At 73.1% G+C, this 21042-nt stretch carries 19 protein-coding genes and 1 pseudogene; 4 read left to right on the top strand and 16 right to left on the bottom strand.

What is annotated here, in order from left to right:
• Positions 1–18: 18 nt before the first annotated feature.
• Both OEIGOIKO_RS24655 and OEIGOIKO_RS24650 read right to left on the bottom strand, forming a co-directional pair.
• Positions 19–843: an ATP-grasp domain-containing protein gene (locus OEIGOIKO_RS24655; protein ID WP_125055845.1), complete on the bottom strand. Its 825-nt coding sequence runs from the start codon at positions 841–843 to the stop codon at positions 19–21.
• A 100-nt stretch (positions 844–943) separates the two neighbouring features.
• Positions 944–1528: a TetR/AcrR family transcriptional regulator gene (locus tag OEIGOIKO_RS24650; RefSeq protein ID WP_125055844.1), complete on the bottom strand. Its 585-nt coding sequence runs from the start codon at positions 1526–1528 to the stop codon at positions 944–946.
• Positions 1529–1683: 155 nt separating this feature from the next.
• Between OEIGOIKO_RS24650 and OEIGOIKO_RS24645 the strand changes: the two genes are divergently transcribed.
• Positions 1684–2556 (top strand): class I SAM-dependent methyltransferase, encoded by an 873-nt coding sequence (locus OEIGOIKO_RS24645; RefSeq protein ID WP_125055843.1) that lies wholly within the window; start codon positions 1684–1686, stop codon positions 2554–2556.
• Positions 2557–2635: 79 nt separating this feature from the next.
• On the opposite strand, the gene OEIGOIKO_RS24640 is transcribed toward OEIGOIKO_RS24645, so the two are convergent.
• The 6 genes from OEIGOIKO_RS24640 to OEIGOIKO_RS24620 all read right to left on the bottom strand — a co-directional run bounded on the left by OEIGOIKO_RS24640 (position 2636) and on the right by OEIGOIKO_RS24620 (position 6540).
• The gene (locus OEIGOIKO_RS24640) at positions 2636–3844 is read right to left on the bottom strand and encodes a cytochrome P450 (RefSeq protein WP_125055842.1); all 1209 of its coding nucleotides are present in this window, start codon (positions 3842–3844) and stop codon (positions 2636–2638) included.
• The gene (locus tag OEIGOIKO_RS24635) at positions 3841–4515 is read right to left on the bottom strand and encodes a class I SAM-dependent methyltransferase (RefSeq protein ID WP_170251837.1); all 675 of its coding nucleotides are present in this window, start codon (positions 4513–4515) and stop codon (positions 3841–3843) included. The genes OEIGOIKO_RS24640 and OEIGOIKO_RS24635 overlap by 4 nt, the downstream gene beginning before the upstream one ends.
• A 184-nt stretch (positions 4516–4699) precedes the next feature.
• Positions 4700–4828 carry a hypothetical protein gene (locus OEIGOIKO_RS43575; protein ID WP_281288383.1) on the bottom strand — a complete coding sequence of 43 codons (129 nt, stop codon included), beginning with the start codon at positions 4826–4828 and terminating at the stop codon, positions 4700–4702.
• The gene (locus OEIGOIKO_RS24630; RefSeq protein WP_125055840.1) at positions 4825–5172 is read right to left on the bottom strand and encodes a hypothetical protein; all 348 of its coding nucleotides are present in this window, start codon (positions 5170–5172) and stop codon (positions 4825–4827) included. Before OEIGOIKO_RS24630 ends, OEIGOIKO_RS43575 begins: the two co-directional genes overlap by 4 nt.
• Before the next feature lie 105 nt (positions 5173–5277).
• On the bottom strand, positions 5278–6081 hold the full coding sequence (locus OEIGOIKO_RS24625) for an exodeoxyribonuclease III (RefSeq protein ID WP_125055839.1): 804 nt from the start codon (positions 6079–6081) through the stop codon (positions 5278–5280).
• Between the two features lie 129 nt (positions 6082–6210).
• Positions 6211–6540 carry a hypothetical protein gene (locus tag OEIGOIKO_RS24620; RefSeq protein WP_125055838.1) on the bottom strand — a complete coding sequence of 110 codons (330 nt, stop codon included), beginning with the start codon at positions 6538–6540 and terminating at the stop codon, positions 6211–6213.
• 293 nt (positions 6541–6833) lie between these two features.
• On the opposite strand from OEIGOIKO_RS24620, the gene OEIGOIKO_RS24615 reads away from it, so the two are divergent.
• Positions 6834–7367, top strand: a complete 534-nt coding sequence (locus OEIGOIKO_RS24615; RefSeq protein ID WP_125055837.1) for a GNAT family N-acetyltransferase — start codon at positions 6834–6836, stop codon at positions 7365–7367.
• A gap of 104 nt (positions 7368–7471) precedes the next feature.
• Here OEIGOIKO_RS24615 and OEIGOIKO_RS24610 read toward each other — a convergent pair whose 3' ends face one another.
• The 3 genes from OEIGOIKO_RS24610 to OEIGOIKO_RS24600 all read right to left on the bottom strand — a co-directional run bounded on the left by OEIGOIKO_RS24610 (position 7472) and on the right by OEIGOIKO_RS24600 (position 9868).
• On the bottom strand, positions 7472–7975 hold the full coding sequence (locus OEIGOIKO_RS24610) for a DUF1269 domain-containing protein (RefSeq protein WP_125055836.1): 504 nt from the start codon (positions 7973–7975) through the stop codon (positions 7472–7474).
• Positions 7976–8080: 105 nt separating this feature from the next.
• Entirely contained in the window at positions 8081–9376 is a 1296-nt protein-coding gene (locus OEIGOIKO_RS24605) for an ATP-binding protein (protein ID WP_125055835.1), read from the bottom strand.
• A 6-nt stretch (positions 9377–9382) separates the two neighbouring features.
• The gene (locus OEIGOIKO_RS24600; protein WP_125055834.1) at positions 9383–9868 is read right to left on the bottom strand and encodes a hypothetical protein; all 486 of its coding nucleotides are present in this window, start codon (positions 9866–9868) and stop codon (positions 9383–9385) included.
• Positions 9869–10177: 309 nt separating this feature from the next.
• Here OEIGOIKO_RS24600 and OEIGOIKO_RS24595 point away from each other — a divergent pair.
• A pseudogene (locus OEIGOIKO_RS24595) lies at positions 10178–10980 on the top strand (MerR family transcriptional regulator).
• Positions 10977–12263: a glycosyltransferase gene (locus OEIGOIKO_RS24590; RefSeq protein ID WP_125055833.1), complete on the top strand. Its 1287-nt coding sequence runs from the start codon at positions 10977–10979 to the stop codon at positions 12261–12263. The pseudogene OEIGOIKO_RS24595 and the gene OEIGOIKO_RS24590 overlap by 4 nt, the downstream one beginning before the upstream one ends.
• A 53-nt stretch (positions 12264–12316) precedes the next feature.
• Here OEIGOIKO_RS24590 and OEIGOIKO_RS24585 read toward each other — a convergent pair whose 3' ends face one another.
• From OEIGOIKO_RS24585 to OEIGOIKO_RS24565, 5 genes are all read right to left on the bottom strand, one after another.
• Positions 12317–15385: an alpha-mannosidase gene (locus OEIGOIKO_RS24585; RefSeq protein WP_125055832.1), complete on the bottom strand. Its 3069-nt coding sequence runs from the start codon at positions 15383–15385 to the stop codon at positions 12317–12319.
• Positions 15386–15511: 126 nt separating this feature from the next.
• Positions 15512–17701: an endo-beta-N-acetylglucosaminidase gene (locus tag OEIGOIKO_RS24580; RefSeq protein WP_125058918.1), complete on the bottom strand. Its 2190-nt coding sequence runs from the start codon at positions 17699–17701 to the stop codon at positions 15512–15514.
• Positions 17702–17798: 97 nt separating this feature from the next.
• On the bottom strand, positions 17799–19031 hold the full coding sequence (locus tag OEIGOIKO_RS24575) for a glycoside hydrolase 5 family protein (RefSeq protein ID WP_125058917.1): 1233 nt from the start codon (positions 19029–19031) through the stop codon (positions 17799–17801).
• A 41-nt stretch (positions 19032–19072) separates the two neighbouring features.
• The gene (locus OEIGOIKO_RS24570) at positions 19073–19999 is read right to left on the bottom strand and encodes a carbohydrate ABC transporter permease (protein WP_125055831.1); all 927 of its coding nucleotides are present in this window, start codon (positions 19997–19999) and stop codon (positions 19073–19075) included.
• Positions 19996–20871, bottom strand: coding sequence for a carbohydrate ABC transporter permease (locus tag OEIGOIKO_RS24565; protein ID WP_125058916.1), 876 nt, complete (start codon positions 20869–20871; stop codon positions 19996–19998). Before OEIGOIKO_RS24565 ends, OEIGOIKO_RS24570 begins: the two co-directional genes overlap by 4 nt.
• Positions 20872–21042: the final 171 nt, after the last annotated feature.

Below are 21042 nucleotides of genomic sequence, written 5' to 3'. Positions count from 1 at the left end.
CGGCTCGCCCGGTGTCCCTCACCCCTTCAAGAACCCACGCAGCGACGCCGTGAGGCTGGCCGCGAACGCCTCACGGGGCCCCTCGGGGAGCAGGTCCAGGGAAAGGTACGGATTGAGGTCCTCCAGCTCGACCAGGAGCAGGTCGCCCTCGGGGGTGCGACAGGCGTCCACGCGCTGGATGCCGTGATCGAGGGTGTTCCAGCCGATGAACTTCCGGGCGAAGGCGAGGTCCGCCTCGGTGGGCTCGTACGGTGCGAGTTCCCAGCGGCGGGCGGGGTCGGGGGCATGGAGGGCGTACTGGAAGGTGTCGTCCACGTAGTAGAAGGACACCTCGTAGCGGAAGTCGACGCGCGGCTGGACGAGGATGTCGCCGTAGGCGAGACCGGCGAGTTGGTCCCCGGGGGCGAAGGTCAGGCCGATGGAGTCCGCGCCCGCCTTCGGCTTGACCGCGTACTGCGCGGCCCGGGGCAGCAGGTGAAGGTCTTCGGGCCGGTCGACGGTGGGGATGACCGGGTAGCCGGCGGCGGTGAGGTCCAGCAGGTACTGCTTACCGGCCATGTCGCCGCGCCCGTTCAACGGGTTGTAGACCCGGGTGCCGCGCGCCAGAGCCTGTTCCCGGAAGGCGTCGTACTCCTCCTGGTAGTGCAGCACGGGACCGCTGTTACGGACGATCACCGCGTCGAACGCGTCCATCAGCCCGGCGGCGTCCAGGGGGTGGCACAGGGCGACGGCGAAGGCGTCGCGCAGCCGGGACGACAGGAAGATGTCCTCGTCGCAGTAGCGCCGCCCCTTGGCCTGATAGGCGAGGTCGGTCACGAACAGAACGCGGGGGCGGGCAGGCACGATGCATCTCCTTGAGCGGTGATCATCAGCCTAACCGTGCAGGTGGGAGGCGCCTTGGCCGGGCCGCCCCGCCCACCGCCACCGAGCCACGAACCGGCCCTCACCCCTCCACCAGCGCGCCCACCAGCCGTACGACCGGAGCCCGCGGATCGGGGGCGCCCGGCCAGGTCGTCATCAGCAAGTGGTGGGCGGCACCCACGACGGCGAGGGCCACGCTGGGCGGGTCGACGGACGTCGGCACCCGGCCCAGCTCCCGCTCCACCGCCACGTAATCCGCGATCGCCTCCTGGATCGCGTCGAAGCCGGGCGCTCCGCCCGCCAGCGCCTCGCGGATGCGTGCCGTGGCGGCGGGGCGGGTCATGGCGAGGCCCGAGATGGCCGGGCCGCCGGATTCGAACAGCGCGAGGGCGACGGCTTCGAGGTTCGCCGCGACCGTGCCCTGACCGACGCGTTCCGACAGCGCCCGCGCCTTCGTGGCCGTCCGGGCGAACCGGTCGAGGCAGAGTTCGGCCACGAACGCGTCGAGCCCCGCGAAGTGCGCGTGCAGCAGCCCCTTCGCGCAACCCGCCTCGGAGGTGACGGCCCGGCTGGTGAGCGCGCCGGGGCCGTCCCTGACCACGACGCGTTCGGCGGCCGCGAACAGCCGCTCGCTGACGTCCGGGGTCGCCACTCCGCGCGGTGACATGAGCTGCTGCCTTCCGTCTCGCCTCCGTCGCCCGTTTCTGGGGCGCGCAACACGGGTCAGCGTAACGGGGATTGCCGGTATGGGCCCATGCCCATACAGTCGGAGCACGGTTTGGGCGCCCGCCCATTCCCTGCCCTTCCTCTCAGGAGGCCCACGTGCCGGACATCGTCAACACCGAGCAGGCGCAGGCGTGGAACGGCCCCGAAGGCGCCCACTGGGCCCGTAATCAGGACCGCTGGAACGCCGTGAACGGCGGCTTCAACGCACCCCTGCTCGACGCAGCCGGGATCGCGGAGGACACCCGCACCCTCGACCTCGGCTGCGGCTCCGGCCAGACCACCCGCCTCGCCGCACTCAGGGCGCCCCGGGGCCACGCGCTGGGCCTCGACCTGTCCGGCCCGATGCTCAGCGAGGCGCGGGCCCTCGCGGCGCGGGAAGGCATCGCCAACACGTCCTACGTGCAGGGGGACGCGCAGACGCATCCCTTCGCGGGGGGCGAGTTCGACACAGCGATCAGCCGTTACGGGGTGATGTTCTACGCCGACCCCGTGGCGGCCTTCGGGAACATCGGCCGCGCGCTGCGCCCCGGCGGTCGGCTGGCCTTCGTCTGCCCGGCCGACGCCGCGCTCAACGACTGGGTGACGGCGGTCGCGTCACTGCGCGGCATCGTGCCGACCGGGGACTTCGGGCAGCCGGGCCTCCCCGGCATGTTCTCCCTGGCGGCACCGGACCGCATACGCGACGTTCTCACCGAAGCCGGTTTCACCGACGTCGCCGTCGAGCAGGTACAGGCGTACGGGACTTGGGGGCGGGGCGCGGCGGACGCCGCCGACTTCCTCCTGGCCACCGGGCCGGGCCGCCACCTCATGGACCAGGCGGCCGACGCGGCCACCCGTACCCACACCCGCGCCACCCTCACGGCCCACCTGCGCGCCCACGAGACGGCGGACGGCATGGTCCGGCTCCGCAGCACGTCGTGGCTGGTCACGGCAGACCGCCCGACGAGCCCTGCGGACGGCAGGCCCTAGCACCTAGCCGGAAACGGGTCCGTGCCCGGCGCATGCCGGACGCGTGCCCGACACGTACCCGGCGCGCGCCCGTCCCCTGTCACCACAGCACCGGCAGCCGCTCCGGAGTCCGTTTGATCCAGCCCGTACGCCAGTTGATCTCTTCCGGGGGGATCGCCAGGCGCAGCGCGGGCATCCGCTCCAGGACGGCGGACAGCGCGACGGACGCGTGGGTACGCGCGAGATACGTGGCCGAGCAATAGTGGCGGCCCGCGCCGAAGGTCAGGTGGTCCTTCGCGTTGCGGGTCAGGTCGAGTTCGTGCGGGTCGGGGAAGACGGCGGGGTCGTAGTTGGCGCCTTCCACCAGGACGAGGACGAGGTCGCCTTCCTCGATGGCCTGGCCGCCGAGTTCGGTGTCCCTGACGGCGATGCGCGGGAGGCCGTCGCCGATGGCGAGGCTGTAGCGGAGGAGTTCCTCGACCGCCGGTTCCATGGCTTCCGGATGGGCGCGCAGCCATTCCGCCTGTTCCCGGTGCGTCGCGAGTTGCAGCAGGGACAGCAGCAGGAAGGCCGCGGTGCTCAGTCCGCCCGCGACGAAGAGGTTGTTGATCATCAAGGTGATCTCTCCGTCGAGTTCGGGCGTCGTCCCGTTCTCGGTACGGAAGCGGGCCAGGCCGCCCAGCAGGCCCGGCGCGTCGACGGCGTCGGGGGCGAGCAGGGCGGCGCGCGTGCGGGCCAGGCACTTCTCCAGGTTGACCTGCGCGCCCTCGAACGTACGCGGCACGGTCATGATGCTGATGTCGAACCCGTCCATCAGCAGACGGCCGTGATCCTCGGTGAGCCCCAGGACGGTGGACATCACGGACGCGGTGTAGGGCTGGGTGAAGCGCGCCCGGAGGTCCGCCGGAGGCCCCTCGGCCGTCAGCTCGTCGAGCAGTGCCTCGGCCTTGCGGCGGAAAGCGCCAGTGGCTTCTTTCACCGCGTGCGGGGAGAGGGCCTGCATGACCGTCTCGCGCAGTCCCGCGCCCACCATCTCCTTGACGCTGCTGCGGTTCGACGCCGGGAAGAGCGGCGCGTATTGCAGGCGCCCGCCCGGTTCGGCCAGGGCCGACATGCTGAATGCCTCGTCGTGGAGCACCCGCGAGGCCAGTTCGTGCGTGCAGACCAGCCAGGCCGGGTCGCCGGTGAACGTACGGATGCGGGCGACGGGCTTGTGCTCACGGAGCCATGTACACGCTTCCGGGACGACGTCGCCGCGCCGCGCGAGGGGCCATTCCACGTCCACGTCCACGCCCACCTCCCCGGTCATCGGGCAGGTCTTGCGGAGTGAGCCGGGGGCCGGGGCAACGGAGTCTTCGCCCACAAGTACAGACCTCTCTCGGATGGGACCTCGCCGTCCGGCGGGTCCTCGGCGCGCACCTCCACGCGCTCGACCTCCAGACCGGCCAGTCGGGCGTAGCGGCGCACGTCCTCGCGCCGGCACCGCACGGCGGGGTACGTCCGGCCGAGGAACCGCGCGTCCTCGGGCTCCCGGCGTTCCAGGACCGCGACCAGAAGGGCGCCACCCGGCACGGCCAGGGCGGCGAGCCGCCGCAGTCCTTCCACGAAGGAGTGCTCGGGCTCGTCGACGAGGCAGAAGAGGCACACGACCGCGTCGTACACCCCGAGCCCGGCGGGGACGTCACCGAAGAGGTCGGCCAGCACGAAGCGCGCCTGGGGCACCTGGCGCCGCGCGTGGGCCAGCATGACCTCGGAGACGTCGGTGCCGGTCACCTCCATGCCCTTCGCACAGAGCTGCTCGGTGGTGGGCCGCCCCGTCGCGCACCCGACGTCCAGGACGCGGGAGCCGGGGCGGAGGCGGCGCGACAGCTCTTCGACGGCGTCGGTCTGGGCCTGCTTCCGGCCGGCGAATGCGTGCTCGAACTCCATGCCGAGGCCGTCGAAGATACGCGCCACCCGGGCGCCTTCCGGCGAGATCACCGCAGCATCAGGGCCGCCATTGCCACTCCTTGCGCGGCTTACGGATACATGACACATATGCCCGTAATGAGCAATTTCGATGCCGTCGGTACTCCGAAAGCGTGACGCCGGGCGGCCGGCGGTCGGGCGCTCCGCGTAGTCCTTCAGCGCACGGGCGGCGAGCCCAGCTGTCGACAGCTGGTGATCAATACGCCAGCTCCACTCGGGCCGCGTCGGACATCTGCCGCACGCGCTCAGGCAGCGCGTCGCGTGCGGCCTGGGCCTTGAGGGTCCAGCCCCTCTGCCAGGGCGGACCCATGGACCCATTGGTCACCGGCCGGGCTCCGTGCGAGCTGCCATGTGGCGGATGCTGGATGCTTCTTCCAGGAGCGCTTTGGCTTCGGCCGGGTCGGTGCACTCATAGGCGGCGCGGTGTTCGAGGCCGGTGACGTGGGCATCGAGCTGCGGGTCGCGGGCGATCGCATATTCGCCCCACCAACGGGCCATGAAGGCGGGCACCGTACTGGTGTCGTACGCGTCGGCGACGTACCGCTTCCCGTGCGCGTCGTAATCGGGCAGGAGCTGGGGAGCATGCCGGGCGATGGCTTCACGGAGGGCCTTCGGGTTTCTCTCCGGCATAGGGGGGATGTCCGGCTCGCCCACGGCAGCTGTGGTCATCGTTCCTCATCCGTCCGGCCTGTGCTTCCTGACGCGAATCCGAGCCGAGCCCCGTCCGTACGCCGCTCCACGAGACGTACGGGCGAGGCTCCCGCCGGACCAGTCCTACAGCTCGTAGACCACCGTGACCGGCGCATGGTCCGACCAGCGGGCCTCGTGGGTCGCGGCGCGCTCCACGAAGCCCTTGACCGCGCGGGCGGCCAGACCGGCCGTCGAGAGATGGTAATCAATGCGCCACCCCGCGTCGTTGTCGAAGGCGCGGCCCCGGTAGGACCACCAGGAGTACGGACCCTCGGTGTCCGGGTGCAGGGCGCGGACGACGTCCACGTAACCGCCGTCGTGCTCGTCGAGGACGCGGGTGAGCCAGGCGCGCTCCTCGGGGAGGAAGCCGGCCTTCTTGCGGTTGGCCTTCCAGTTCTTCAGGTCGGCCTCCTGGTGGGCGATGTTCCAGTCACCGCACACCACGACCTCACGGCCGGACGCGGCGGCCCGCCCGCGCAGCGCTGCGAGGTACGGCAGGAACTCGGCCATGAACCGTTCCTTCTCGTCCTGCCGGTCGGTGCCCACCTCGCCGGAGGGGAGGTAGAGGCTGGCCACGGTCACACCGGGCAGGTCGATCTCCACGTACCGGCCGCTGGTGTCGAACTCGGCCGACCCGAACCCGATCTGTACGCGCTCCGGCTCGCGGCGCGTGTAGAGGGAGACACCGGCCCGGCCCTTGGCGGCCGCGGGGGCGTGCACCGTGTGCCAGCCCTCGGGGTCGCGGGCCTCGGCGGGCAGCTGGTCCGGCTCGGCGCGTACCTCCTGGAGGCAGATCACGTCGGCGTCCGTCTCCGCCAGCCAGGGAAGGAAGCCCTTCTTGGCCGCGGCGCGCAGGCCGTTGACGTTGACGGTTGTCACAGTTAGCACTACTTGCTCCCTCATCGCGCTGGCGGCAGCGCAGCAGCCTACGCGACACGAGGGGGCGGAAACGACTCGGCGCTACCCGCGCGGGTGCCCGGCGCGGTGAGCGCCGGGCACCACGGTGAGCCGTCCCGGTCAGTGGCAGATCGAGGAGGCCGGGGTCGCGTACAGGTCGCGGTAGCAGGTCGGCAGCCGGTCGGTGTCGGTCTTGTTCACCGCCGTGATGACATACCTGCCGTTGCGGTCGCCGAGCAGCTGGTACGGCTTGTGGCCCCACCCGATGGTGCCGGGGTAATCCCGCTCGCCGCGGCCTTCGCCGTTGGCGCTGTCGTCGTTCGACTGGCCGCCGAAGCTGACCGGCGGTGCGGGGTCCGCCGGGGCCGCCGCCACGGCAGCCCCGGTCAGACCGGTTGCGGACAGGGAGAGTACGGCGGCGGCGGTGGCCAGCACGGGACGCAGACGCATGGGTTTCTCCTTCGGTTCAGCGTCAGTGGCGCAGCAGCCGTTCCCCGCCGCGGGCCCGTACTGTCCGTTCCCGTACCGACACACCCCCATCGGGTGCTTTGGCTCCGCCGAACCGCCGTATGCGGTGGGAGGGCGGGGGTGGGGTCCGGTAGAGGGGACGCGGGGTCCGGAGGAGGGGGCACGGGGTCCGGAGGAGGGGGCACGGGGTCCGGTGGAGGGGATGCGGCGGGCGGGCGCCGGTACCCCGTCCGGAACACTCGCCCCAGCGGCCGGACATCCGTACGATTCGACGGATGGAGATCCGTCCCGTCCCCTATGACCACCCCGACGCCGTCGACCTCGACCGGCTGGTGCAGCGCGAGTACGCGGAGCGCTACGACGACGAGGGCGACATCACGCCGCTCGATCCGGGCATGTTCCGGCCGCCGAACGGCCTGTACCTGATCGCGTACGAGGACGGCCGTCCGCTGGCCACCGGCGGCTGGCGGGCCCAGGACACCAACCCCGAGGGGTATGCGGACGGGGACGCCGAGATCAAGCGGATGTTCGTGGTCACGGAGGCCCGCGGACGCGGTCTCGCCCGGCGCATCCTCGCGGCCCTGGAGGCGGACGCGCGGGCCGCGGGCCGCACCCGGATGGTGCTGGAGACGGGCATCAAGCAGCCCGAGGCACTGGCGCTGTACGCGTCGTGCGGCTACCGGCCGGTGACCAAGTTCGGGCTGTACCGGATGTACGAGGACAGCCGGTGCATGGCGAAGTCGCTGGTGGCACCGGGGGACGACGCCGCAGCGCCGGCCGGCGCGGACAGCCGGGTGCACAGCTCGTAGGCCGTACGTCCGCTCAGCCCTCGCAGGCCGTACGTCCGCTCAGCCCTCGTAGGCCGTACGTCCGCTCGGCGCTCCTAGGCCGTACGGCCGCTCAGCGGCCCTCCTCAGCGGCTCTCCGCGATCAGCTCCTCCACGTGCTTGCGCACCTCGGCCGCCGGGTAGCGGATGACGCCTTCGCCGATGCCCGCCAGTGCCGCGTCGACCGGGCCCCTGGCCGGTTCGGAGACCTCGGCGACCAGGACGGTGCTGCCCGGTGGCACCTCCGCCGCCAGCATGTCCACGGCCGCGTTGTCCGCGCTGGCCCGCCGCGCGTCGTGCGCACCGCCGAGGAGGCCGCCGGCACCGAAGCCGACCACGGCGCCCAGCGGGCCGCCCAGCAGTCCGACGAGGCCGCCGAGCAGCCCGCCGACGGCGAAGCCGCGCACGGTGCCGGTGTGGTCGACGTTCTCGGGGAAGGTGACGTTGCCGTCGGTGTCCCGGGCGATCACGGTGGCCTCGCGCAGCGTGATCCGGTGTTCGGCGTCCTCGTGGCGCAGCGCGTCCAGGGCGCGCCGTGCCGCGCCCTCACCGGCGTCGGTGAGGTCCATGAAGAGCACGTTCTCGTCCATCGCGGTGGCTCCAGTGGTCTGCGGTCGACGGTGGGGGTACCGGTACGCCTGCTCCGGACGCGGGCGTCTCACACCACTCTTGGCGCCAACGGGCCGCTACGCATGTCAGGAGCCGTCGCAAGCGCGCCGGTCACGGCCCTGGGGCTCGCTCCCGCCCCCGGCCTCGCCGTCGCCGCCCGCTTCCCGCTCCGTACGCAGCGCCTCGCTCAGGTCCAGCGTCGCCAGCGCCCCGCCGCCCGCCGGATTGGCGAACGTCAGCCGTCCGCCCAGCACCCGCGCCTGCCCGGACGCGATGGTCAGCCCCAGGCCGAGCCCCTGGCCGTCCGAGCCGCCGCCCGTACGGAAGCGCTGCGGCCCGTGGGCGAGCAGGGCCTCCGGGAAGCCCGGCCCGCTGTCGCGGACCCGCAGCATGCCGCGTTCGATCTCGACGGACACCGGGGCCGCGCCGTGCCGCAGCGCGTTGCCGACCAGGTTGACGAGGATCCGTTCGACCCGCCGCGGGTCGGTCTCCACCAGCCCGTCCGAGAGGACCCGTACCTCCACGCCCGCCCCGGCGGCCTCGCCCAGCGCCGCCACCGTCCGCCGCGCCAGCTCGCCCAGCGGCCGCAGCTCCGTGTCGGCCTCCTCGGTACGCGCGTCCAGCCGCGCCACCTCCAGGACGTCCTCCATCAGCCCCCGTACCCGCTGGGCCCGGTCCTGGACCAGCTCGGTGGGGCGCGACGGCGGCAGCAGGCCGGCGGCCGCGACCAGGCCAGCGACGGGGGTGCGCAGTTCGTGGGCGATGTTCGCGGTGACGTCGCGTTCGGCCTGGAGGCGGGCGGCCAGCGCGTCGGCCATGGTGTTGACCGCGGTGGTGAGCTGGGCTATCTCGTCCTTGCCGCCACGCGGCAGCCGCGCGGTCAGGTCGCCCTCGGCGATCCGCTGCGCGGTGACCGCCGAGGAGGTCAGCCGCCGTCCCAGCCGTCGGGCGACCAGCAGGCCGACGACGCAGCCCAGCGCGGTGCCCGCGATGCCGGACAGCCACAGCACGCGGTCCAGACTGCGCAGGACTTCCCGTTCCCGTACGTACGGACGCTTGATGGCGATGACCTCGCCGCCCAGCTCGGTGGCGGCCCACAGATGCGGCTTGGGGCCGTCCGGTTCCAGGTAGACGCCGCGTTCGCCGTGCGCGACGGCGTCCTTCAGCGGGCCGGGGAGGTCGGGCGGGTCGACGATCGCCCGGCCGGTGTCCATACCGGCCGCCCGGTCCTGCACCAGGCTCTGCAGCCGCCCGTCGATCGACTCGGCCGCCAGGTCGAACTGCGCGTCCACGGTCCGGTTGTGCACGAGCACCCCGATGAGGACCGCGACCACGGCGGCCGTGGCGGCGATCGCCATGCCGATCTTCGCGCGCAACCCCATGACTGCCTAGAACTCCGGGGTGTGCAGGCTGACCCTGCCCAGTTCGGCGGCCTTCTGCGGCGACAGGCGGTCGGAGACGAGCGTGGCGCTCGAATAGAACGCCGGCCGGTCCTCCCGCCGCTTCGGCCCGTCCTGCCTGAGCAGTCCGCTGAGCGTGACCGCGACCGGGTACGGCTGTTCCCCGCACTCGGGACGGCACCAGGCGCCGCTGAGCCCCCCGGTGGCCTTGGCGGTCGCGTCGCCCCAGGACGACCAGTGCAGACCGGTCAGGCTCACCGAACCGGTCAGCTCGAAGGAGGCGGGGCGCTGCAACGGGCGGCGGGCCGCGTCGGAGACGTAGACGGGTTCGGTGACCTCGGCCGGGCCGGCCGGCGGCGAGGGGGACACGGCGGGGCCCGCCACCCGCAGGCCGCGCGGGTCGGAGCAGCCGGACAGCAGCAGCGCGGCCGCGGACATCGCGGCGGCGCAGGAGGTCGCGGTGAGTGAGCGCACGGGTCCCTCGGTCGGCTGGGCGGGCGGCGGGGCTGCACCGGGGTGCCGCCGGGACGCCGTCTGACGCCCCGGGTGGTGCCCCGGGTGGGCTTTTACGACAAAGGTAACCGTGTCCGCCCAGATTGCCCCCACGCTAAGCAGCCCGTTTCACGGCGGTCCCACGGCCGTGTAACAGAGGTTCATCGGAGGCCCCCGGGAGCCGACGGGGCCCGATCCGCTTGACCCTCCCCCACGTCAGGCCGCAGCCTGTGCCCGTACGGCGCGGGCCGTACGGCGGCCCCGGCGGGCCGTGGCACGAGAGGCGGTTCCATGGCGTACTCGGTCGGGCAGGTCTCCGGCTTCGCGGGCATCACGGTCCGCACCCTGCACCACTACGACAAGACCGGTCTGCTCTCCCCAGCGCCCGCAGCCCCGCCGGCTACCGCCGCTACGACGACGCCGACCTGGCCCGTCTCCAGCAGATCCTCTTCTACCGGCAGCTCGGCTTCGGCCTCGACGAGATCGCCGCCGTCCTCCGGGACCCGCAGGCCGACGCCCTGGACCACCTGCGCGCCCGGCACCGCCTGCTCAAGGAGCAGATCACCGAGCTGCAACGGCTGGTCGAGGTCGCCGAGCGGGCGATGGAGGTGCAGCGTACGGGGGTGGAGCTGACGCCCGAGGAGCGTTTCGAGGTCTTCGGCGAGGTCACCTTCGACCTGAGTTACGCCACCGAGGCGCACCTGAAGTGGCAGCACAGCGCGGGCCACCAGCAGTCCATGGCGCGGGCCGCCGCGCACACCAAGGAGGACTGGGCGCGGATCATGGCCGAGGCGGGCGCGTGGCGGCACCGGCTGCTCGCCGCCTTCGACGCCGGGGAGCCCGCCGACGGCGACCGGGCCATGGACCTGGCCGAGGAGCACCGCGCCCACCTCACCCGCTGGTTCACCCCGTGCCCCACCGACATGCACTGCCGGATCGCCGACGACTTCACGGCCGACCCGCGGGCCTACGCGCTCGTCGTACCGCCGTCCCAGCAGCGGCCCGGCCTCGCCGCGTACCTGAGGGCGGCGGTGCACGCCAACGCGGTACGTCAGGCCCCCGGCGCCCCGCCCGTCCTCCCGGAGCCGTCATGAAGATCCTCGTCACGGCGGCCGGTTCGTACGGCGACGTCGCCCCCTACACCGGTCTCGGCGCCCGCCTCCAGGAGGCCGGGCACACCGTCGCGCTGGCCGCCGACGCCTCGTACGCGTCGCTCGTGCGGGCCGCCGGGCTGGAGTTCCGGGCGCTGCCCGCCGACCCCCGAAGGGCCCGGGGCGGGGCCCCCGGCGGGCAGCGGGAGCTGATGCGCCGGGCCGCCGCCTTCGTACGGGAACTCGGGCCGGGCATCGCCGATGCCGCCGCCCAGGGCGCCGACCTGCTGCTCCTGTCCGCGACCACCGCTCCGCTCGGCCGGCACGCCGCCGAGGCGATGGGCATTGCGTCCCTCGACCTGCCCCTCCAGCCGAACGCCCCCACCGGCGACTTCCCGCCCGTGGTCGCGGGCACCCGCTCGCTGGGCCGCTGGGGCAACCGGGCCGCCGGCCGTCTCTCCCTGCGGGTGGTGGACCGCCTGTACGCGGACGGCGTACGGGAGCTGCGGGCCCGGCTGGGGCTGCCGCCCGTCCCGGCGGGCGCCCTGCGCCGCCGCCGGAACGCCGACCGCCGTACGGTGCTGCACGGCGTCAGCCCCGCACTCGTCCCCCGGCCCACGGACTGGCGCCCCGGCCTGGAGCTGGTCGGCAACTGGTGGCCGTACACGGCACCCGACGCCGCCCTCCCGCCCGCGCTGGAGGACTTCCTCGCGGCGGGCCCGCCGCCCGTGTTCGTCGGCTTCGGCAGCATGGGGGCGGGCGCGCGGGACGACGGTACGGCCGCGCGGCTGACGGCGAACGTCGTCGCCGCCCTCCGGCGCGCCAGGGTGCGGGGTGTGATCCAGTCGGGCTGGGCGGGGCTGGCCGGGCCGGAAGGCGGTGGCGGCACGGAAGGCGGTCCCGGACCCGGAGCAGGCGACGACATCCTGACCGTCGGCGAGGTCCCGCACGCCCTCCTCTTCCCGCGTACCGCAGCCGTCGTGCACCACGCGGGCGCGGGCACGACGGCCGCCGCGCTGCGGGCCGGGGTGCCGGCCGTACCGGTCCCGGTCGCCGCCGACCAGCCGTTCTGGGCCGCCCGGCTGGGCGCGGTGGGTGCCGGTACCGGTCCGGTGCCGTTCCGTGCGCTGACGGAGGAGGAAGGCGCACCGGGCCTCTTGGCGGAGGCCGTCGCGCGCGCCGTACGGGAGCCCGCCTACCGCGCTGCCGCAGCCGGGATCGGGCGGCGCCTGGAGGCGGAGGACGGCGCGGGTGCGGTACTGAAGGCGGTGGAGGACAGGGGGTGAAGCAGGGGCCGGGGCGGCCGGGTCCGCGGGACTCCGGCCGCCCCGCCCTCACATCAGCCCGCCGCGCGGGCCAGCCTTACGGTCACGATCTGGAACGGCCGCAGCGTCAGCGCCACCCGCCCGTCCCGCACCTCACCGACGGCCGAACCGGCCGTCTCCCGCTCCAGCAGATCCGTCTCCACGGCCCCCGCCGCCGGGAACCCGGCCGTGAGCGTCGCCGACGCCCGGCCGCCGTACGACTCGTACAGCCGGACCACGACGTCGCCGCTGCGGTCCTCGGCCAGCTTCACGGCCTCGACGACGACCGCGTCGTTGTCCACGCCGACCAGCGGCTCGACCGGCCCGCCGCCCCGCACCGCGCGCTCGGGCAGGTTGATCCAGTGGCCCTCCCGTACCGCGTCGCCGACCGCCGCGCCGGGCGCGAGCGCGTACCGCAGGTGGTGGTGGCCCTGGTCGGTCTCCGGGTCCGGGTAGCGGGGCGCGCGCAGCAGGGACAGCCGTACGGTCGTGGTCTGGCCGCCGTCCGGGCGGATGTCGCGGGTGACGTCGTGCCCGTACGTGGAGTCGTTGACCAGGGCCGCGCCCCAGCCCGGTTCCCCGACCTGGATCCAGCGGTGCGCGCAGATCTCGAACTTGGCGGCCTCCCAAGACGTGTTGGTGTGGGTGGCGCGGAAGACGTGCCCGAACTGGGTCTCGGAGGCGGACCGGTCGGCCTTCACGTCCAGCGGGAAGGCGGCCTTGAGGAACGTCTCGGTCTCCCGCCAGTCCACCTCGGTGTCGATCTCCAGCACCTTGGCTCCGGCCCGCAGCGTCAGGGTCTGCTCGACGGTGGAGCCGTGCCCGAAGGACCGGGCGACCTTGACCCGTACCTCGTGCGGGCCGGCCGCGTCGACCATCAGGTCGTCCACGGACACCAGGTCGGTGACGCTGTGCCGGTAGAACTCGTCCACGTCCCAGGCGTCCCACATGTTGGGGAAGTCCGGGTGGATCTGGAGGAGGTTGGCCGCCGCGCCCGGTGCCACGGCCTCCCGTCCGGCCTCGATGTCATATGCGGACACGACCAGGCCGCGGGCGTCGACGTCGATCCGCAGCCGGCCGTTGGCGAGACGGTGGCCGCCGGTGGCCCGGCCGTCCGCGGTCAGCGGCTCGACGGTCACCGGATGCACGGACACCGGGGTCCCGCCCTGCCCGGGTGCGGGCCGCGCGCCGCCCGCCGGGACGCCGCCGCGCGCGTGCGGAGCGGCGTTGAAGACGATCTCCTGGTCCCCCGGTCCCGCCAGCGCGGTCTGCGCCGCGCCGACGATCGCGGTCAGCTCCTCGCGCACCCGCGCGTACGTGTCGCGGGCCTCCCGGTGCACCCAGGCGATCGACGAGCCGGGCAGGATGTCGTGGAACTGGTGCAGCAGCACCGTCTTCCAGATGCGCTCCAGATCCTCGTACGGATAGCTGTAGGCGTCACCCGGCACCTGGACGGCGGCGGTGGCGGCCCACAGCTCGGCCTCGCGCAGCAGCGACTCGCTGTGCCGGTTGCCCTGCTTGGTCTTGGCCTGCGAGGTGTACGTGCCGCGGTGCAGCTCCAGGTACAGCTCGCCCGCCCACACCGGCGCGTCCGGGTACTCCGCGTGCGCCTTCTCGAAGAACGCGGCGGGCCGCTCGATCTCGACCCGCGGCGAGCCCTCCAGGTCCCGCAGCCGGGCGGCGCGGGCCAGCATCTCGCGGGTGGCGCCGCCACCTCCGTCGCCCCACCCGAAGGGCGCGAGCGACCGGGAACCCCGGCCCTTCTCCCGGTAGTTGCGGGCGGCGTGCGCCATCTCCTTGCCGCCGAGGTCGGAGTTGTACGTGTCGACGGGCGGGAAGTGGGTGAAGACGCGGGTGCCGTCGATGCCCTCCCACCAGAAGGTGTGGTGCGGGAACCGGTTGACCTGGCTCCAGGAGATCTTCTGCGTCAGGAACCACGACGAGCCCGACAGCTTCACGAGCTGCGGCATGGCCGCCGTGTAGCCGAAGGAGTCCGGCAGCCACACCTCCTTCGTCTCGATCCCGAACTCGTCCAGGAAGAACTTCTTCCCGTACAGGAACTGCCGGGCCATCGCCTCGCCGCCGACCATGTTGGTGTCCGACTCCACCCACATGCCGCCGACCGGTACGAACTGCCCCGTCTCGATCTTCGCTGTGACCCTGGCGAACACCTCGGGCCGGTGCTCCTTGATCCACGCGAGCTGCTGCGCCTGCGACATGGCGAAGACGAACTCGGGGTGCTCGTCCATCAGATTGACCATGTTGGACGACGTCCGGGCCACCTTGCGGACCGTCTCGCGCAGCGGCCACAGCCACGCCGAGTCGATGTGCGCGTGGCCGACCGCGCTGACGCGGTGCGCCGAGGCGTGGGCCGGGGAGGCGAGGACGTCCGCGAGCTGCTCGCGCGCCCGCGCGGCGGTACCGGGGATGTCCTTCAGGTCGACGGCGTCCAGGGCCCGCTCGACGGCGCGCAGGATGCCGTGGCGGCGCGCGTCGGCCACGTCCAGCTCCCCCATCAGGCTGCCCAGCACCTCCAGGTCCTGCACCAGTTCCCAGACCTCGGCCTCGAAGACGACGAGGTCCATCCGCCGCAGCCGGTACAGCGGCGCGTGGCTCGCGGTGAGCCGGTCGCCCTCGTAGGTGGGCCGGTGGTCCGCCAGTACGGGGTTGGAGGCCGCCTCCACGTACAGCTCGACCGCCTCGTCGCCGGTCGCGGCCTCGGCGACGCGCACCCAGTCGTTGCGCGGGTTCAGGCCCTTCACCGCCTCGCCGTCCGCCCGGTAGACCAGGCCCTCGCACTGGAAACCGGGCATGTTCGCGTCGAAGCCGAGATCCAGTACGGCTTCGACGGTGCGCCCGGCCCATTCCGCCGGGACCCGCCCGGTGACCCGGAACCAGGTGGTGCCCCAGGCGGGCCCCCACCCCTCCCCGGTCTTCGTCGGTTCGTAGACGGCGGCCAGTCCCTCGGCGGGCGGCACCGGCTCGCCCGGCGCCTCCCAGCGCTCGACCGTCAGCGGCACGGAGCGGCTGCGGACGGCGGGCGCGATGCGGTCGTTCAGGACACGGCGTAGACGGTGTTCCACGATGCTGCGGTCGTCGTGCATGAGGGGGCTCCGGTGGGTGTGTGGCGGGTGGGGTGGGTGCGGGATGCCTGCGAGCGGGCGGAACGGTGGCGCGGGTGCTGCGGGTTCTGCGGGTTCTGCGGGTTTTCTGCCCCTTGGGCGAGTGACCTACCAGGTGAATACGGCCGCGGCGGCTGCCGACGCGGTGTACAGCTCGCCGACCGCCCGTACTTCCAGCCGGGTTCCCGGCTCGCCGGACGTACGCCGCAGCGCGGGCAGGTAGAAGGCCGTGCCGCAAGTCCCGCCCAGGAAGCGCCGCTGCCCGTCCGGAAGGACCTGGTGCACCTCGTAGTGCCGTACGGGCACGGCCTTGGCCGACGGCTTCCAGGTGAGCCGCAGTTCGGCCGTGCCGTCGCCCGTGCCGCGCGACGCGGCGATCTGCAAGGCGCTCGGCGCTGCGGGCGTGTGCGCGGCGGGCTCGCCGTCGTGCACGGCGAGGGCGCCGAGACGCCAGCGCACGGGGTTGCCGCCGGGGGCGCTCAGCCGGACGCCGAGCGCGTACGCGGTACGGCCGGGCCCGCCCCCGATCCGTACGGTCGAGGTGACCCAGCCGTGCGGACCGTCCGCGGCCCGGAGGGTCCGTACGGTCCGGACCGGCAGCCGGCGGAACTTCGGCCGCCCGCCCGCCTGCGCGGGCTCCGCGTACGCCACGGCCGCCTCCACGGTGACCGCCGCCGAGCCCTCGTCGGCGCGGTGGGTGATCTCCAGGACGGTGCCGGCGCGCAGGGGCAGCCGCGTCCGGTACAGCTCCAGCGTCACGGGATGGTCGAGCGTGCCGTCCACGAGCAGGCTGCTGCCGCCGCGCCACGCCGCCCCGAAGTCGAAGCCGACGGCGGGCCGCCGGAACGTTCCGCCGCCGTCGTCCGCCCACCGGGCCCACCGCCGTCCCGGCAGCCGGTCCTGAAGGCCGAGGTGGTTCCACTCGGCGTCGCCGGTCCGCACCCCGCCCTCGTACCAGGCCGTCCCGTGACCGGTGTTGAAGGCGGAGGCGAACGGTACGGAGGTGACGGTCGAGCGGTCCGCGACCGTACGGGCGGCCGGGCGCCAGGAGCCCGGCCCGGCGGGCGCCGACGGGTCGGTGTTCCGCCCGCCCCAGAACTGGTCGTCGCGCGCGTGGAACGGTCCGGGCGCCTCGCCGGAGCGCCGCGTCCACTCCGGCCGGTAGAGCCCGTACGACACCACGTGGTCCCGGCCCTCCGGCACGAAGGCGTCCCAGTTCACGCGCGCGTCCCAGCCGCTCGCCTCGACATCGACACCGGCCCACAGCTCGTACGGCGAACGCCCCAGCCGCCGGGCGTACGCGGCCGACGACGCCAGCCGGGACGCGCTCCACCGGAAGTCCACGAACACCGTGTCGGACAGCTTCTCGGTCCCGCGCTGGAAGAACATCGCGTTCTTGTCGTTCAGCGCGCCCTGCCAGCCGACCCGGCCGTCCGCGTTGAACGCGTCGTACCAGGTGATGCGCAGTTCGGGCGCCCCCTTGCGCAGGGCCTGCACGAAGTCGGCGAACTGCCGGGCCAGCGCCGAGTCGCCGCCGTCGGTCTCGCCGTTGAGGAACCAGCCGTCGAACCCGTACGTACGGGCCACCTGGATCAGCTTGTCCGCCAGCGGGAAACGGCCGAGCGCGTCCTTCTGGACCAGCTCGCGCGTCCAGGCCAGCTCGCCGCCGTACGCGGTGGGCGGGAGGAAGACGTTGCCCAGCACGGGCACGCCGTTGCGGTGCGCGGCGTCGGTGACAGGGGCGTTGGGGGCGAGGATGACGCCCTCTCCCGAGGAGCCGCCCCAGAAGACGAGTTCGTCCAGGTAGGCCCAGTGGCTGAGGGCGTAGTAGTCCGCGTTGGAACTGCCCTGGGAGGGGTTTCCGGCCGTACCCGCGAAGGAGACGAGTGCCGAGATGCGGGCCTGGCCGGCGCGGGCGGTGGGGTTGGCGGGCACCGGAGTGAAACGTTTGGCCAGGGGGACGGTCGCGACGTTGTACGGCAGGTCCGCGTCGTCCTGTGGGCGCCAGCTCTTCAGGCTGCGCCAGACCGCGCCCGGATCGGGCTCGCGGCCCTCGGGGAAGCTGTCGGGGAACCAGTAGGAGGCGTAGGGCTGGAGGGAACCCGCCGCCTGCGGGGCCTCCGAGACCTCCGGGGCCTTCGGGGCGTGTTCCCGTCCCGCCGCTCCGGGGGCGCCCGCCCGTACGGCCGCGCTCGCGCTCCCGGATGTCAGCGGCAGCGCCAGGCCCGCCGCCGCGGCCCCGGCGACCAGTCCCCGCCGGGACGGCCCGCGCCCGCGCTCCACGTCCCCGCCCCGCATCACGTCGTACGTCCATTGCGTCCTCCACCGCTCGTCCCGCTCTCCGGTCATGTCCGCGCCCGTACCGCTCCGCCCTGTTACCGCACCGCCCCGTTCCTCACTTCACGTCCGAGGGCCACACCACCTCCCTGATCCCCCGCCCCTCCAGATACGCGGCGTCCCGCGCCCGGTCCGCCAGGACGGCTCCCGCCCGTACGCCCTGGTCGGCCAGCCGGACCCACGCCTCGAAGAAGGCCCCGCCCGGCGCGCACACCGACCGGTGCGGCGCCGTGCCGGCGTCCCCCGCGTCCAGGACGAGCGCGGTCGTCCGGCGCACCGGCCGGGGCGGCTCGGCCCGCAGCCGAGCCGCGGCCTCGGCCACCGCCCGCCCCGCCGGCTTGACGGCGCCGTCCGAGGTGAGCAGCCCGAGCCCGTACTCCAGCTCCGGGAAGTCCGCCAGCTCGCGGGACACGTCGTGCGAGCACCACCAGGTGATGGCGGAAAGCTCTTCGCAGGTCAGCGCGTTGTCGATGGTGGCGGTGGCGAACGCGGCGGCGTGTTCGGGCGGTACGAGCGGGGCGGGCGCGCCGACCTCCTGGAGCCAGACCGGACGCGCCGGGTCGTCGGCCCAGGCCGTTGCCACCTGGATCAGGTACTCGGCCAGCCGTACCGTCGCGGTCCCGTCGTGGCCGTGCCGCTGGGCCGTGCCGTTGAAGACCCAGGAGTGGAGGGTGGTGGCCCGGCCGAGGCGCGCGGCCTGGGCGGGGGTGAAGGGGTGGCCGTCCTGGAACCACACCGCGTCGTACTCGGCGTGGGTGTGCAGCCGTCCCGGCGCGGCCCGCTCGCACACGTCCAGCAGCCGGGCCAGCCACTGCCCGGCCTCCTCGTACGTGCACGGGTCGGGGTCCGGGTGCGGCGGCCCCGAGAACTGGTTGACCTCGTTTCCCAGCGTCATACCCAGGAAGTTGGGACGTCCGGCAAGGGACGCCGCGAGGGTCTCCAGGTACCGGGCCGCGCCGTCGACCGCTTCCGGGTCGGTGAACATGTTGCGCCGGTGCCAGGTGCGCAGCCAGGACGGTACGAAGTCGAAGCTGGACAGGTGGCCCTGGAGGGCGTCCACGGCGACATCGAGGCCGCACCCCGCGGCGGCGTCCACCAGCTGTCCCAGCTGTTCGACGGCGCGCGGGCGGATGAGGGAACGGTTCGGCTGGAAGACCGGCCAGAGGGCGAAGACCCGGACGTGGTCCAGGCCGAGCGCCGCGAGGGCGTCCAGGTCGCGGCGTACGGCGTCGAGGTCGAAGTCCAGCCAGTGGTGGAACCAGCCGTGGCCGGGGGTGTAGTTGGCGCCCATACGGGGCGCGCGGCCGGCGGACGACGTCACATCGCTTCCCTTCACGTCTTCAGCGCTCCCTCGCCGACGCCCTTGAAGAAGAACCGCTGGAGGGCGAAGAAGAGCGCCATCATCGGGATCAGCGCGGCCATCGCACCTGCCGCGATCAGCCGTTGGTCGTTGACCGTGGTGGCTCCGGCCAGCGATTTCAGTCCGAGTTGCAGGGTGTAGTGATCGCTGTTGGTCAGCACGATCAGCGGCCACAGGAAGTCGTCCCAGGCACCCATGAAGCTGGTCAGGCAGACCACCGCCAGCGCGCCCTTCGCCGCCGGTACGAACACCTTCGTGAAGCGCTGCCACTCGTCGGCCCCGTCCAGGACCGCGGCCTCCTCCACCTCCTTCGGTACGGCGAGGAAGGCGGCCCGCATGATCATCAGGTTGAGCACCGAGACCGCGCCGGGCAGCCAGACGCCGACGAGCGTGTCCACCAGCCCCATCGAACGCACCGTGAGGAACATCGAGATCATCACGGACTCGAAGGGGAACATCAGCGTCGCGACCAGCACCGTGAAGACGACGCGCCGTCCGCGCCACCCGGCGCGCGACAGCGCGTAGCCGCCCATCGCGGCGAACACGCAGTTGGAGGTGACGGCCAGCGCCGCCACGATCAGCGTGTTGCCGACGTAGTGCAGCAGCGGGAAGGACTCGGCGACCCGTACGTAGTTGTCCAGGGTCGGCCGGCTGGGCAGCACACCCCCGTACACGTCCTCCCCGCGCCCCTTCAGCGAGGTCAGGAACTGCCAGACGATGGGCCCCAGCATCACCACCAGCATCAGGCAGAGCGTGAGGTAGCGGCCGGAGAGGCCGAGGACGGCCTTGCGGCCGCGGGGCGGCTTGCGGACGGGAGGCGGCTTGCGGCCGGGGGCCGGCTTGCGTCCGCGGCCCGCGGCCGGGGCGCGCCGTACATCTGGCGAGGGCAGCGCGGTCACTGCACGTCTCCCTTCGACAGCCGGTGTCCCAGCAGGCTGAACGCCAGCGTCAGCAGGAACAGCAGGATCGATACGGCCGCCGCGTAACCGGTCTCGCCCGCGAAGCCCAGCCCGACCTGCCGGATCAGGAACGGCAGCGTCCGGGCCCCGCCGCCGGGGCCGCCGCTCTCCCCGCCGAGGATGTAGATCTCGGTGAACACGCGCAGCGCGGAGATCGCCGACAACGTCCCGACCAGCAGCATCATCGGCTTCACGCTGGGGACGGTGATGCTGAGGAAGCGGCGTACGGCACCCGCGCCGTCGAGTGCGGCGGCCTCGTACAGCGACGCCGGTACGTTCCCCAGCGCCGCGAGGTAGAAGACCATGTAGTAGCCCAGGCCCTTCCAGATCGTGACGATCATGGCGGAGACCAGCAGCATCGTGGAATCGGTCAGAAACGGAATCGGCCCGGAGATCAGGTGCAGCTTTTCGAACACGGTGTTGACCAGTCCGTCACTGCGCAGCACCCACTGCCAGATCAGCCCGACGACGACGGCCGACGCGATGACCGGCGTGTAGAAGGCGGAACGGAAGAACCCGATCCCGGGCACCTTGCGCTGTACGAGCACGGCGAGCGCCAGCGGCAGCAGCACCAGGCACGGAACGACGACGGCGAGGTAGACGACGCTGTTGACGGTCGCCGTCCAGAAGTCGGGGTCGTCCAGCGCCCGCCCGTAGTTCTCCAGCCCCACGAACCGGCCGCCACGCAGGATCTGCGCGTCGGTGAGCGACAGAACGACGGTGTTGACGAACGGCCAGAGGCTGAACAGCACCACCATGACCAGCCCCGGCAGCAGGAAGAGGTACGGCGTCCACCAGCGGCGGTGCACCAGACCGGTGTCCGTGTCGAGGGCTTTGCGGCTGCGCCGGGCCGCGCGCCGGGTGGGAGCGGGCGTGGCCGGGACCGATGTCGAGGTTGAGGCGGAGGCCGAGGGAGAGGCCGGGGGAATCGTCGTGTGTGTCGTGTGTGTCGTGCGCGTCGTACCGGATGTCATCACCGGTCA

The organism is Streptomyces paromomycinus, assembly GCF_003865155.1.
Lineage (GTDB): Bacteria > Actinomycetota > Actinomycetes > Streptomycetales > Streptomycetaceae > Streptomyces > Streptomyces chrestomyceticus.
The sequence above is the reverse complement of the archived record's forward strand: the minus strand, read 5'-3'. Positions and strand labels throughout refer to the sequence as shown.

What these genes read in the sequence shown, in the direction of transcription:
- OEIGOIKO_RS24630 (WP_125055840.1), bottom strand. Translation starts at nt 5,172, where the DNA reads ATGACCACAGCTGCCGTGGGCGAGCCGGACATCCCCCCTATGCCGGAG.
- OEIGOIKO_RS24580 (WP_125058918.1), bottom strand. Translation starts at nt 17,701, where the DNA reads ATGCGGGGCGGGGACGTGGAGCGCGGGCGCGGGCCGTCCCGGCGGGGA.
- OEIGOIKO_RS24615 (WP_125055837.1), top strand. Translation starts at nt 6,834, where the DNA reads ATGGAGATCCGTCCCGTCCCCTATGACCACCCCGACGCCGTCGACCTC.
- OEIGOIKO_RS24585 (WP_125055832.1), bottom strand. Translation starts at nt 15,385, where the DNA reads ATGCACGACGACCGCAGCATCGTGGAACACCGTCTACGCCGTGTCCTG.
- OEIGOIKO_RS24620 (WP_125055838.1), bottom strand. Translation starts at nt 6,540, where the DNA reads ATGCGTCTGCGTCCCGTGCTGGCCACCGCCGCCGCCGTACTCTCCCTG.
- OEIGOIKO_RS24640 (WP_125055842.1), bottom strand. Translation starts at nt 3,844, where the DNA reads ATGACCGGGGAGGTGGGCGTGGACGTGGACGTGGAATGGCCCCTCGCG.
- OEIGOIKO_RS24650 (WP_125055844.1), bottom strand. Translation starts at nt 1,528, where the DNA reads ATGTCACCGCGCGGAGTGGCGACCCCGGACGTCAGCGAGCGGCTGTTC.
- OEIGOIKO_RS24590 (WP_125055833.1), top strand. Translation starts at nt 10,977, where the DNA reads ATGAAGATCCTCGTCACGGCGGCCGGTTCGTACGGCGACGTCGCCCCC.
- OEIGOIKO_RS24575 (WP_125058917.1), bottom strand. Translation starts at nt 19,031, where the DNA reads ATGGGCGCCAACTACACCCCCGGCCACGGCTGGTTCCACCACTGGCTG.
- OEIGOIKO_RS24610 (WP_125055836.1), bottom strand. Translation starts at nt 7,975, where the DNA reads ATGGACGAGAACGTGCTCTTCATGGACCTCACCGACGCCGGTGAGGGC.
- OEIGOIKO_RS24605 (WP_125055835.1), bottom strand. Translation starts at nt 9,376, where the DNA reads ATGGGGTTGCGCGCGAAGATCGGCATGGCGATCGCCGCCACGGCCGCC.